Annotated in this window: 9 protein-coding genes; 3 read left to right on the forward strand and 6 right to left on the reverse strand. The window is 44.6% G+C overall.

Annotation, left to right across the window (positions count from 1 at the left end; translation table 11 throughout):
* Nucleotides 1-110 precede the first annotated feature (110 nt).
* Nucleotides 111-1145, reverse strand: a complete 1035-nt coding sequence (pdhA, locus tag IM676_RS11165; protein WP_200986985.1) for a pyruvate dehydrogenase (acetyl-transferring) E1 component subunit alpha — start codon at nt 1143-1145, stop codon at nt 111-113.
* Between the two features lie 479 nt (nt 1146-1624).
* Between pdhA and IM676_RS11170 the strand changes: the two genes are divergently transcribed.
* Both IM676_RS11170 and IM676_RS11175 read left to right on the forward strand, forming a co-directional pair.
* On the forward strand, nt 1625-3895 hold the full coding sequence (locus tag IM676_RS11170) for an IMS domain-containing protein (protein ID WP_200986986.1): 2271 nt from the start codon (nt 1625-1627) through the stop codon (nt 3893-3895).
* A gap of 421 nt (nt 3896-4316) precedes the next feature.
* Nucleotides 4317-5561 carry a DUF4912 domain-containing protein gene (locus tag IM676_RS11175; protein WP_200986987.1) on the forward strand — a complete coding sequence of 415 codons (1245 nt, stop codon included), beginning with the start codon at nt 4317-4319 and terminating at the stop codon, nt 5559-5561.
* Nucleotides 5562-5736: 175 nt separating this feature from the next.
* On the opposite strand, the gene IM676_RS11180 is transcribed toward IM676_RS11175, so the two are convergent.
* From IM676_RS11180 to IM676_RS11190, 3 genes are all read right to left on the reverse strand, one after another.
* Nucleotides 5737-6390 carry a DUF2301 domain-containing membrane protein gene (locus tag IM676_RS11180; protein WP_200986988.1) on the reverse strand — a complete coding sequence of 218 codons (654 nt, stop codon included), beginning with the start codon at nt 6388-6390 and terminating at the stop codon, nt 5737-5739.
* Nucleotides 6391-6869: 479 nt separating this feature from the next.
* Nucleotides 6870-7679 (reverse strand): SAM hydrolase/SAM-dependent halogenase family protein, encoded by an 810-nt coding sequence (locus tag IM676_RS11185; RefSeq protein ID WP_200986989.1) that lies wholly within the window; start codon nt 7677-7679, stop codon nt 6870-6872.
* Nucleotides 7680-7742: 63 nt separating this feature from the next.
* Entirely contained in the window at nt 7743-8681 is a 939-nt protein-coding gene (locus IM676_RS11190) for a DUF2382 domain-containing protein (protein ID WP_200986990.1), read from the reverse strand.
* A 324-nt stretch (nt 8682-9005) separates the two neighbouring features.
* Here IM676_RS11190 and IM676_RS11195 point away from each other — a divergent pair, with 324 nt between their 5' ends.
* Nucleotides 9006-9803 carry an S-layer homology domain-containing protein gene (locus tag IM676_RS11195; protein ID WP_200986991.1) on the forward strand — a complete coding sequence of 266 codons (798 nt, stop codon included), beginning with the start codon at nt 9006-9008 and terminating at the stop codon, nt 9801-9803.
* A 54-nt stretch (nt 9804-9857) separates the two neighbouring features.
* Here IM676_RS11195 and aspS read toward each other — a convergent pair whose 3' ends face one another.
* Together aspS and IM676_RS11205 are read right to left on the reverse strand one after the other, a co-directional pair.
* Entirely contained in the window at nt 9858-11645 is a 1788-nt protein-coding gene (gene aspS, locus IM676_RS11200; protein WP_200986992.1) for an aspartate--tRNA ligase, read from the reverse strand.
* Nucleotides 11646-11764: 119 nt separating this feature from the next.
* Complete coding sequence (locus IM676_RS11205) at nt 11765-13087, reverse strand: ABC transporter substrate-binding protein (RefSeq protein ID WP_200986993.1); 1323 nt, start codon at nt 13085-13087, stop codon at nt 11765-11767.
* Nucleotides 13088-13096: the final 9 nt, after the last annotated feature.

A 13096-nucleotide genomic window follows, 5' to 3' on the forward strand; every position in this document is an offset into this window, starting at 1 on the left:
TTTTGTCCTTAATGGTGGAGCGAATTATCTTTAGTTTTGGGGTCTTGGTGGTGAGAGTCAATTGTACTCACCACTGAGACATTCCCACACCAAGGTCAAGTAAATTAAATCTACTCGTCTTCTGCGAAGACGAAGCGATATAACTCGCTGGGGTGAGGTTCGGGGCTGTTTTCAGCAAACTTGACGGCATCGTCGATGAGTGCTTGAATTTTGCTATCAATAGCTTTGAGTTCGGCCTCCTCTGCTAAGTTTTGCTCAGTCAGATAGGCTGCGAACTTCTTAATGGGGTCACGGGAGAACCAGAATTCCTTTTCAGCTTTGCTGCGCATTTCATCTGGGTCTGCTAAGGAATGTCCCCGGAACCGGTAGGTTAGGGCTTCAATTAATGTGGGTCCGTCACCAGCGCGGGCGCGGGCTACAGCTTCTTGAGCCACGGCGCGCACTGCTAGCACGTCCATACCGTCTACTTCCACCCCTACCATGTTAAATACACTGGCTTTTTTGTAGATTTCTGGCTGGGAGGTAGCTCGTTCGTGAGACATCCCTATGGCCCATTTATTGTTTTCCACTACGAAAATTATCGGTAGTTTCCACAGGGCTGCCATATTTAATGTCTCAAAAAACTGACCATTGTTAGCCGCACCATCGCCAAAAAAGCAAGCTGTGACTTGGTCGGCTTTTGGATCTCCTAAAACTTCGCGCCTGTACTTAGTTTGAAATGCTGCCCCTGCCGCTACGGGAATTCCTTCGGCTACAAAGGCATAACCACCTAGTAAGCGATGCTCGGCGGAAAACATATGCATGGAACCACCACGCCCTTTGCTGCACCCCGTGGCTTTGCCAAATAACTCCGCCATGACTTCTCTGGCTGGTACACCTGCACTCAGAGCATGAACGTGGTCGCGATAGGTGCTTGAAACAAAATCTTCACCTGGTCGCATGGACTGAATTACACCTGTGGAAACGGCTTCTTGACCGTTGTATAGGTGGACAAAACCAAACATTTTGCCTCTATAGTACATTTCGGCGCATTTGTCTTCAAAGGAGCGCCCTAGTACCATGTCTTCATACAAGCGTAACCCTTCTGCTTTGGTGATTTTGGTAGTAGCGGTGTCAAATTTAGGTAATGTGCGTTCTTGAACCATTATTTTTTTAGTATTCCTATAGTAAAACTGAAATTTGCCTTGGTTTGAGACAATATCTGTTTTTGATCAGCTAGTATATGCTGAAGTCAACCACCAAAATTTATGCACCAAAAAGGTTTACAGGCAATAGGTAAGAAACTATGAGTGAATTTTTGATTGTTCTACCCAAGCTGTGGGAAGATTTTTCCTCTGAGTTTTCTGACTGCCTACTCCTGTTTATAGGCTATCAATCAGGATAGCTTGGTTTCTGCATATCCATAAACAATTTAGAGAAAATCACCGGGCAAATTTATCTGTGTAGTTATATTTGGGGAAACTAGATTTATCTATGTTATAATTCTGTTCATTTAATTTATACTTATTACTCTGTAAATTACAGAATCCCTGTACCTTTAGGTTGGGGAGTTTCAAGGCACGGTTGTACATACCTGGAATGGTCTAGGTAAATGATGTTGATCACGGTGCAGGGGAAGTAGACTGTGCGAATTCCGCTAGATTACTACCGAATTTTGGGATTACCGTTAGCGGCAAGTGATGAACAGTTGCGCCAGTCTTACAGCGATCGCATTGTCCAATTGCCACGACGAGAATATTCCCCAGCAGCAATTTCGGCTCGCAAACAACTTATAGAAGAAGCTTACGTGGTTTTATCAGATCCGAAAGAACGTAGCAGTTATGATCAGCTTTATCTTGCCCATGCCTATGGTTCTGAAGGCAATGTTAATGCTACTGTTGCCGTGGGTAGCGCCCCAACCAATAGGAAGACTGATAGCGATCTCCAGAGTCTGGGAATCGACATTTCCGAAAAAGAATTAGTGGGTGCGTTATTGATTCTCCAGGAGCTGGGGGAATATGAGCTGGTGCTGAAGTTAGGTAATAATTACCTTACCAACAATAGCAGAGTAATATCTGCCAGACTGGCACATAATCTTGAAAGTGAGGATTTTCTGGCTAGTTCTGAGTACCCGGATATTGTTCTGACTGTGGCTTTGGCTTGTTTAGAACTGGGTCGGGAGCAATGGCAGCAAGGTCGCTATGAAAGTGCGGCGGTTTCTCTAGAAACTGGTCAACAAATCCTAGAGCGTGAAGGGCTATTTTCTAGTGTGCAGCAGGAAATCCAGGCTGACTTATATAAATTGCGCCCCTATCGGATTTTAGAATTATTGGCATTACCTGAAGACCAGGTTGAGCAACGACAACAAGGCTTGTCATTTTTGCATGAGGTGTTAAATGAGCGGGGTGGGATTGATGGTACTGGCAATGATCAATCGGGTCTGAATGTAGATGATTTCTTGCGGTTTATTCAGCAATTACGTCACTATTTAACGGTTGTAGAACAGCATCACCTCTTTGAAGTTGAAAGCAGGCGCCCTTGTGCTGTGGCGACTTACTTAACGGTTTATGCCCTCATAGCCAGGGGATTTAGTCAAGGTCAACCGGCTTTAATTCGTCAGGCCAAGCAGATGCTGATACGTTTAGGAAAGCGTCAAGATGTGCATTTAGAACAAGCCCTATGTGCGCTGCTACTGGGTCAGACGGAAGAGGCTACCCGTGTTTTAGAACTGAGTCAAGAATACGAAGCTCTGGCTTTTATTCGGGAAAAATCCCTCAACTCGCCGGACTTGTTACCGGGGCTGTGTTTATATGCGGAACATTGGTTAAAAGACGAAGTATTCCGCCACTTTCGAGATTTATCTAATCAACAAGCCTCCCTCAAAGATTATTTTGCTAATCAACAGGTGCAAGCTTATTTAGAAGCCCTACCTAGTGATGCAGAAACTACGGAGCAATCTCCTGTGATTAATGGTCAGTCTTTTTCGCCGCCGTCTGGGCAGAGTAATCATCCCAGTGGTGTTTCTTTCAAGTTTAACCAAGGTCAAAAACCCCATGTAGATTTGTTAGAATTCCCAGATCATCCTCGACAGGAACATCTTTCCTTCACCCCAAAGAGTGGTAACACCGGGGCTGGTAATGTTTCAGGTAGTGGTAAATCCTACACTGATGTGGGGGAAATTTCTGCTGTTGAAGGTAGACCCATATCTGTGAAAAATCATCCCCATGGTGCTCCTAAGTCTCACCCTCAAGTCAAAAAGCGCCGCAGAAGAAAGCCGCGTCAACCTGTCAACCGCAGGGGCTATCCTCAAGGGCAAACTAGGTTGACTCCCACTAAGATGGTGAAAAAAAGACTTATTTTGAGTCTATTTGGTGGTTTGGTGGGTATCTCACTGATGTGGTTGTTAGTTTCCACGACATGGGGATTGGTGAAAAATTTGTTATTCCCCCAGCCGATTTTGTCAGGGGGACAGTTGTCTGTGCAACTGAATGAACCACCAATCGATATCCCTGACCCCACTAGTGAGTTGAAACCGCCAACAGGTTCTCTGACTGATGCTATGGCTCAAGAAGTGATTCAAACTTGGCTATCCACTAAAGCTGAGGCTTTAGGACCGAAATACAACTTGGATGGTTTACCGCTGATTTTAACAGATGCAATTATTCCTCAATGGCGGGGGCTGGTGCAACAGGAGAGGTCACAGAATCGCCATCGGACATATCACCACACTGTGAATATGGAATATGTTGATCAAAAATCCGATCGGGCTTTGGTGGTGGCTAGGGTCAGGGAAGTAACACAGTTCTATCAATTGGGCCAGATCAGAAATTTCAAGGATGAAACTTTGCGGGTGCGATACTCTTTGATTCGACAAGGGGATGGGTGGCGCATTGAGGGTATGTCAGTGATTGATTAGATGGGATCACTCCCCGCCATTAAAATTACTCAGTTAGGGAAAAATATCAATAATCCCTGACATTGGGGCTAGGGAGTGAGACTTGATTTAGGCAGATTGTCATGGTTTCATGATAATATGATCCCCAAACAGTTGATAAATGCGTAGAACAGGCAAAAGAACCACTGTAACCCCCTTGATCCCTACCGGGGTTTACTGCTTAATATTTAATTAATAAAAAAAAAGCAATCCGATCCCAAAGAAATGCTAATCATGGCATGGTCTAGGAATCGAAAAGCTCAAACAAGTAAAAAGTTAACAACTGGGCAAAACCAGAAGTCGGGAATCAAAAACTGATCTGGGACAGATAAGATTTGACTTTATAAGAAATTATATCACCCAGGTAAGTCATTTACCTTACAAACTACTGGAGTCCACAATTATGGCAAAAGAACGACCACCTTTAGAGGAGATGACACTCAGGCAATTACGTAAAGTTGCCAGTGAATATAGTATCTCCCGCTACAGCCGTATGCGTAAATCTCAACTGCTGGCGGCAATTCAGGAAGTTCAACACAGTAAAGTATCTCTTAATCCAAGTCGTTCACTGGAGGCGCAGGAAACCGTGGAAGCAGCAAAATTTGAATTAGGTCAAGAAGATCGTACTGGTGGTTTTCTAGCTGATGTTGATGAAGGAATCGCTGACCTACCACAAGGTTATGGTGAAAGCCGGATTGTACTTTTACCCCGTGATCCTCAATGGGCTTATGCTTACTGGGATATTCCCAATGAACATAAGGCAGAACTACGACAACAAGGGGGACAGCAACTAGCACTGCGCATCTACGATGTTAGCGATGTGGATCTTGACCTTCAACGTCCTCACAGTATTCAAGAGTATCCCGCTGACGAACTGGCAAGAGAATGGTATATTCCTATTCCAGTGAGCGATCGCGATTATGTGGTAGATATTGGTTACCGTACTGCTGATGGTCGTTGGTTAGTATTGGCGCGTTCTGCGAGGGTACATATTCCTCCTGTTTATCCATCTGACTGGATTGAGGACGCTTTTGTGACTGTCAACTTTGAAGAAGACCTCCGGGGTAAAACTGTTTACGAATTAGTCCCCCCTGGGAAGAAAGTTGTGGCTGCTGTGGAAGATAGCAGTAACGCTATATACGAGGAAATTTTCGGCTTGGCTGAGTCTGCTGAAGCTCAACGGGTTGCTGGTTCTCTGTTCGGTTCTATGCAGCAAGTACCTAGTTCTGCAGGTCCCCAAGAGGCCCTGAGTTCCTATGTCTTCCCCTCTGGTGTGGGTATGTGGGCTGTCCCCACTATGTCCGGTTTAACCATGTCTGGGGTAGGTATGTCTGGGGTAGGTATGTCTGTCGGTGCAGTACCGGTGCGTCCCCGCAAGTTCTGGTTAGTTGCTGATGCGGAGTTGATTGTTTACGGTGCAACGGAACCCGATGCTACTGTGACTATTGGTAACCGTGAAATTAAACTCAACCCTGATGGTACGTTCCGCTTCCAGATGTCTTTCCAAGATGGTTTAATTGACTATCCCATTGTGGCTGTAGCTGCTGATGGTGAGCAAACAAGGTCAATTCAAATGAAGTTTAATCGTGAGACTCCATCACGGAATACTAATACTAAGGATGAGGCTGTTTTAGAATGGTTTAGCTAAGTTGCCGTTTGAGAATGGTTTAGCTAAGTTTCTGATGATTATAAGGTGCTATTTTTTTTAAATTTTAGGTTTTTACCCGCTATATGGAGTTTATAGCGGGTTTTGTTTGTCTTGGAGGTTGGGACTTTCACACATTGAGTGGGGAGCAATAGGGGGGATCACAAAGCTGTAACTATTAATGTTTAGTTTTGGCTTGGGCTTTTAGGTGAGCAAATACTGATTTGTCGCCAATGTCTGGGGGGATGGCTTGGAAGACTTTACGCAGTGCAAATATTATTAACAAAATTGCCCACGCTGCTAATAAGACGCGTTCCCCAGATGGGGGTAAAATTCCTACCAAATGACCTAGTAATAATACTGGAATAATGGCAGTTAATGCTTTGGTTTCCAAACGGTTAAAACAAAAGGCTTCTTTAAAAAAAATACCTGTTAAGGCGACGAAGGTAAAACCTATACCAAATAATGTCAGGGGTTGGTTGTAAACTGTGATGGCTAAGGGTTGACTAGTAGATAGGGCTAAGACTAGGGCTGATATACTGCCGATCGCCCAGACTATTTGTAAGAGTCGGTGCAGTGCTACCATGTAGATGTGAATGGTTAATAAGCTGACACCTAGAGCTAAACTAAAACAGAGGTATAAGGGTGTGAGGGCGGCTATGGTTTGGGGTGTGTGGTAGAATAAGACTAAGGCGCTACCGATCGCAAAGGTTAGGGCTGCTACCATTAACCCAGCACGGTAAATAATCACGCTAGTGCGATCGCTTTGGTTAATGGTAAATTCCCCAAACTGACCTTGATAAACCGGTGCTGAAAGTGTTTCTGTAGTCATGGTTAAATGTTTAAATAGGCTTTTACAAAAATGCTATCCCATGGGGAGGCGGTTAAGCGACCCCAAATTGTTTTCCAACGGTTTGGTTAAAAGAGCGCACTATCAAAACATAGTGGGAGCGTGAGAACCCCTAGGCTTTAGCGAGGGGATGAAACGCGACTCAACAGGATTTATCCTGTCGTATCCTTAACAAAAAGGTTTTGACAGGTATTTACAAAGCATTTCTGTTCAGTTAAGATCAGGAAAAGCATGCACAAATATGGTGAAAACCCCAAAAGATGCACCCATTAAGTAGCCACACAGCTAAGTATGACCTTAGCCCAAGGTGAGTATGGGGGATTTGACAGTCCCAAGACTAGTTGACTTATTTATTAAGTGATTAAGTAAATTATATCGTAAACGTTCCGTAGCACGCCTTTAGACCTCGTAGCAACATCAGTTTAGAATACCCTGTGTTTCAACCAGGGGATGTGTAAATTTCATCTACCTAAAAATAAAACTTCTAACTGATCTTGGCAGTTAACTTGTAATTGTAGGGAAGCATTGCCGCTGTTAATGGCAATTTCTACCCAGCCATGACTACCAACTAAAGCCCCGGCTTCGCCGACTTTGACATCACTATAAGTCACACATCCGGGTATAGTCAAGCCAGAAACTTGCACAGACCAATTTTTACCTAAGACGTATTCCCCAGGAATATTACTAATTAAGTTACCAAAAGTATCAATATATTGAATGTAACCCCTAACTCCGGTGTTGGTTTTCTGACATTGCCCAAGATCCAACTTGACCAAAGAGGCGGTATCAATTTCTGCTCCCAGATGTTTTAAATCAATCTCACCAGCCAGATGAGCGCCCACAGGTGCAAAGATATCTCTACCGTGGAAGGTGTGGCTGGGTTGGGGTGTGCGCCAATATTGAGAGTTAGTCAGTTCTACGGCGCGAGTTGCCGGACTTTGAGACAATACACCGCTAAATATACCATTATCTGGCCCTACTAGCAAGCCTTGGGGAAATTCTAGGGCGATCGCTCGGCGTTGACTTCCTACTCCCGGGTCTACCACGGCGACATATACTGTACCTACTGGGAAATAGGGGTAAGCGTTCATCAGACAAAACCGCGCCGCGGCGATATTTTGCCGCGGTATTTGATGTGTCAAATCAACTACCCTAATATGGGGATTGATTTGGGCGATCGCACCTTTCATGACACTTACATAAACATCGCGATCGCCAAAATCGCTGATCAGTGCCAGAATAGATGATTGATTGATATGTGTTTGAGACATGAAACTAAGGGAGCAGGGGGTAGGGGATAGGATACCCCCAAAATTGATCCACTGCAATAATCATCAAGTCTTTCTTTTCCGGGAGCGTTGATTATTTTTCTTCACATCTAACTCTTCCCGACGCAGTTGTTCTTGAGCCTCAACTGTATCTGTTTCTACCACCTTTTTAACTTCCACTTCTTCCCGTACAACAGCTTCCTTGCGTATTTCTGGGGTTTCTTCGTAAATATCCACCCGTGCAACTTCACCTTCACGAAAATCAACTTCACCGGGGGCCGCTATGCGTCCCGCATCTGTGGGAGTAGTGCGTTCAATGACTACCCGTTCTCTTTCCACTGGTACAGAAACTTTGGCTGTATCTGTTTCCACGTGCTTACCAACTGCAACCTCTCCGGTTTTCATCCGGGATTTATCAGCAACTAACCTTTCTTCATAAAGTTTGAGATGTTGGTGATTTTGCTCATTTATGTTATATAAATACGGCTCTTGGTCGTAAGTATAAGTATCACGCCTGGGGGCTGTAGTCTCAGCATAAGCTGATGGAGTATCTAAAGGTGCTGTAGTCTCAGCATAAGCTGATGGAGTATCTAAAGGTGCTGTAGCCTCTACAGGTGTGGAAGTTTCTAAAGGTGTTTCTGCAAAGGGAGGGCGATAAACTCCCCGTACCCGCTCTTCATAATCGTAGTCAACCCGTTCGAGTTCGTCAAACTGCGGTAGGCTTTCTACTTGCTCTCGGGTAAGTCCTGTAGCATACACCCGTCGATCACCATAGCTAATGCGGGAGCGGCCAATTGGTAATAACACCTGTTTACCAAAAACCCAAAAACCTGTATCAACAACCAGATAACGAAAATGTCCTGTATCATCTACTAAAATATTGTTGACTGTGCCGACTTTTTCGTTATTAACATCCGAGTAAACATCGAAATCTCGGATTTCATAATTATCAAATTCAGTACTTGTATACCCAGGACTCAAGTCTGCAAGTTTATAAAGAACCATATTACTATTTACCTAAATCTCCACTTATTACAATCCTAAGATAAGTCAGATGTGATTATGTCTTGCTAGCGGGTGAGTTTGCGGAAGTTGTAATTTACTACTTCTAGCAGATTGACTGGTTAACAAAATACTCAAATATATTTCTGAGGGAAGAGCCTATACACCAGTTGGTAATATTTACCTTAGCCATAAGGTGCTGCCTAATTTGAGATATAACTGTTTGAATCGATAGATAGATAACTATAGTAAATATCTGAAATATTATCAGTATAGATTAAATTTCAAGCTAATTAATTTGATTTAAATTAATGGAGGTATGTTTAAATGTCTACTGGATTTAGTACATCCTTATTCGCCCTAGGGCTAGCAGTAAGTTTAACATCTCCAGTTTTAGCACAGAATACTTTTCGTGATGTTCCTGGGGACTATTGGGCGCAACCATTCATTGAGCGTTTAGCCCAAAGAAATATTGTTGTCGGATATCCAGATGGGACATTCCGACCCGAACAAGCTGTACAACGTGATGAGTTCGCGGCGATGCTTCGTCAAGCATTTGACCAAGAAGCAGTGCGGGAAATTGAAGATGGGAGTGTTTTCGCCGATGTACCTCCAGGATATTGGGCTTCTCCAGCTATTGAGGAAGCCTATCAGCAGGGATTTATGAGCGCTTATCCGGGTGGTTTCTTTGCTCCCAATCAACCAGTTTCCAGACTAGAGGCTCTAGTCACCCTCACTAGAGGCTTGAATTTAACACCGGAAACTCGGCGGGTTGCGAGAAGACCGAGATACTTACCCCTGGCGATGACTTCTTTAATGCAGCCTTTAGTAGTAGCACCGGTACCCAGTACACCTATGGCTGCACTGGCGCGGGATTATTATACAGATGCCGAACAAATTCCCGAGTATGCTCTTAATGATGTAGGCATAGCTACACAGCGAAATATGGTGGTTAATTATCCCAATCCTAGGGTACTTAATCCTAATCAGGCTTTGAGGCGTTCTACTGCTGCGGCTTTTATCCACCAAGCTCTAGTAGATCAGGGGAGAATGGAACCTCTACCTAGTGATGTGGCGGCTTATAATTATATTGTGCGTCCAGAGGTTACCCGGGCTGGTCGGTAGTTGCTGGGTGAACGGTAGGGACAATTGATTAACTGTCCCTAGGTTCGGGTGTGGTTAGGGTTTTGGTTTGTAGGTAGATGCAACGTTTAATTCTTTGAGTTGCTTGACATCTACGCCAGAAGGTGCATCTGTGAGCAAACAACGGGCTTGTTGTGTTTTGGGGAAAGCGATGACATCCCGAATGGATTCCTCACCGGCTAGTAACATAACTAAACGGTCTAAACCATAGGCAATTCCACCATGGGGGGGTGTGCCATATTCAAAGGCTTCGAGGAGAAAGCCAAATTTATCATGGGCTTCTGCGGTAGATAAACCAATAGCTGCAAATACTTGCTGTTGAATGTCCCCTTGATAAATTCGCAGACTACCGCCGCCAATTTCTAAGCCGTTTAATACTAGGTCGTAGGCTTGGGCGCGGGCGGTTTTTAGGTCACTCACATCTTCGGGATGGGGTGCTGTAAAGGGGTGGTGTAGTGCTTCGAGGCGTTTCTCTTCGGCGTTCCACTCGAACATGGGGAAGTCTGTAATCCAGAGTAAGTTAATTTTTTCGGGATTGATTAATTTAAATTCTCTGGCGACGACTTGGCGTAATCTGTCTAGGGTTTTATTAACTGTGGCGGTGTCACCAGCGCCAAATAATAATAAATGTCCGGGTTTTGCACCGGTACGCTGCAAGATTTCCTGTTTTTGCTCTGGGGTGAGGTTGTCTTTAATAGCGCCTATGGTGTCGATTTCGCCATGTTCGCGGACGCGGATAAAAGCTAAACCTTTGGCTCCAGCTTCGGTAGCTTCTTTGAATAGGTCACCGCCTGGTTTGATGCGGACGTTAGAAATTAGGTCGTTACCTTGGGGTATGGGCAGTATTTTAACAGTACCACCATGGGCGATCGCATCTCGAAAGACTTTAAAACCGGAGTCTTGGAGGATATCGGAGACATTGACTAATTCCAAGCCATAGCGGGTATCTGGTTTATCAGTACCATAGCGTTCCATGGCTTGGGCGTAGGTGAGACGGGGAAATGGTAAGTTTAGCTCTATGCCTTTAACTGTTTTAAAGATATGAGCCACTAATTTTTCATTGAGGGCGATAATTTCCTCTTGAGACATGAAACTCATTTCCATGTCTAACTGAGTAAATTCTGGTTGTCTGTCGGCGCGCAGGTCTTCATCACGGAAGCAACGGGCAATCTGATAATATCTATCCATGCCCGATACCATGAGGATTTGTTTAAATAGCTGGGGTGATTGGGGTAAGGCAAACCACTCCCCGGGGTTGGAGCGACTGGGTAAGATGTAATCCCTGGCACCTTCGGGGGTGGAACGGGTGAGTACGGGGGTTTCTATTTCTATGAACCCTTCCAGGTCTTCTAGGTAGCGACGCATGGCTTTAACGACTTGATGACGCAATTGCATATTGTGCGCCATGCGCTCCCGTCGTAAATCCAAATAACGATACCTCAGCCGCAGGTCTTCCCGGACATTTTCGGTTTCCACGGTGGAAACTTGAAATGGTAGCTGTTTGCGAACCCCGTTAAGTAGTGTAATTTTATCCGCGTAGATTTCTACTTCGCCGCTGGGGATGCGGGGATTTAAGGATTCCTCCGGCCGTTGTGTGACTCTCCCGCTAATTTCCACAACGTATTCATTGCGCAGAGTGTTAGCCTGTTGGTAGGAATCTGGGGTGCGTTGGGGGTCGCTAACGATTTGCACAATCCCAGAGCGATCGCGCAAATCTAAGAAGATCACGCCCCCATGATCGCGGCGACGGTCTACCCATCCATACAAGGTAACAGTTTCTCCAATATGTTTTTTTCGGAGTTCGCCGCAATAGTGAGTTCGCATAGGTGTTAGTTTGATTCTGTCGGGCTAGATGGGTTAGTAAATGTCAAGGCTTTCCCATTATCTAGCATCAATAGTAATTGTAGTTGTTACAGGTTCAGAAAAAAATTTTTTTGTGGCTTTTACTTTACATTCTGCCAAATCAGTTCTAACCGTTCTTGGGCTACTTGCAAAGCTTTTGCTGGGGGTTGACCGAGCAAGCTGGACTCGATGGCTCTACCTAAGCTGTCGGATAAACGACTATATCCGGCAATAATCGGTCTAGCGCCTGCTGTGTGCATTTGGTCAATGAAGACTTTTAACCAAGGTTTGGTGGCTGCATATTCCTGATAGGCTTGACTTTGAGCGGATTTGAGGTTAACTGGTAAAAAACCTGTGCCAATACTCCATTCTGTTTGGAACTGTTCACTTAAAACATACTCTAAAAACTTCTGGGCGGCGGCTTCTCTTTCGGGTGTAGTTTTCATGACATACATATTTCCCGTTCCTGTGACTGTGGCTTGTGTCACACTTCCGGGAATGGGAAACACATCATAATCAATGTTAGACTTAGTAATATAAGTCCAAGGGCCGGTAATTTGCATTGCTACACGCCCGCTTAAAAAGCCATCTTCTTCATAACCCCTTTCTGGGGGTGAAAGGATAGCTGAACCGTCTTGTAATAGGTCTTGCCAAAATTGTAAGGCGTCGATCGCCCCTGGGTTTGTCAGGTTGGGCTGATGATTGCTGACTACCTCCCCCCCAGCACTCAATAAAAAGGGAAACCAACTAAATACAGTCCATTCGCCCTTACCCAAAGGTAGTAATATTCCATACTGTTCTGGTATGCGATCGCCATTCCGGTCTATGGTGAGTTTTTTGGCCGCTGCTCTGAGTTCTTCCCATGTCTTGGGTGTCTGGGTGATTCCTGCCGCTTGGAAAAGTTGGGGACGGTAGAAAATACCTATATTGCTAGTATAAAGAGGAATCGACCACAGTTGATTGTTTAATGTTAACTCCTCAAATAAATTGGGGTTAACTTCCGACTTACCTGGGAAGGTGGCTAACCAGTCATCTAAGGGGCGAATTGCTCCTAATTCCACTAACTGGCCGGTAATTTGGGGAGAAAAGCTGAGAATATCCGGGGGGACATTCCCCACCACTGCGGCGAGGATTTTCGGTAATTGGTCAAGTCCAGCAAAGATAGATTCTACCTGAATATCAGCATGAGTTTGATTAAATTTATCTACCAGTTTGTTAAACACATCCCGGTTAACTGGTGGATTAATGCCTTGCCAAAGTGTGAGGTGAATTACGCCATCGTCTTTTTGTGCTAAAGGTTGACAACCAGATAAGATGATCAGACAAAAGCCAAGCACAATTCCTAAAATTAATAGCCTCCTAGCAGCAGATATACACTGAGAAAAAAAACTGCTGATGGGATATAGTAAACTGTTAGTTGTCATATCAACTAG

Source organism: Anabaenopsis elenkinii CCIBt3563 (genome assembly GCF_015245355.1).
Taxonomy (GTDB): domain Bacteria; phylum Cyanobacteriota; class Cyanobacteriia; order Cyanobacteriales; family Nostocaceae; genus Anabaenopsis; species Anabaenopsis elenkinii.

What these genes read in the sequence shown, in the direction of transcription:
- pdhA (WP_200986985.1), bottom strand. Translation starts at nt 1,145, where the DNA reads ATGGTTCAAGAACGCACATTACCTAAATTTGACACCGCTACTACCAAA.
- IM676_RS11175 (WP_200986987.1), top strand. Translation starts at nt 4,317, where the DNA reads ATGGCAAAAGAACGACCACCTTTAGAGGAGATGACACTCAGGCAATTA.
- IM676_RS11180 (WP_200986988.1), bottom strand. Translation starts at nt 6,390, where the DNA reads ATGACTACAGAAACACTTTCAGCACCGGTTTATCAAGGTCAGTTTGGG.
- IM676_RS11185 (WP_200986989.1), bottom strand. Translation starts at nt 7,679, where the DNA reads ATGTCTCAAACACATATCAATCAATCATCTATTCTGGCACTGATCAGC.
- IM676_RS11190 (WP_200986990.1), bottom strand. Translation starts at nt 8,681, where the DNA reads ATGGTTCTTTATAAACTTGCAGACTTGAGTCCTGGGTATACAAGTACT.
- IM676_RS11195 (WP_200986991.1), top strand. Translation starts at nt 9,006, where the DNA reads ATGTCTACTGGATTTAGTACATCCTTATTCGCCCTAGGGCTAGCAGTA.
- aspS (WP_200986992.1), bottom strand. Translation starts at nt 11,645, where the DNA reads ATGCGAACTCACTATTGCGGCGAACTCCGAAAAAAACATATTGGAGAA.
- IM676_RS11205 (WP_200986993.1), bottom strand. Translation starts at nt 13,087, where the DNA reads ATGACAACTAACAGTTTACTATATCCCATCAGCAGTTTTTTTTCTCAG.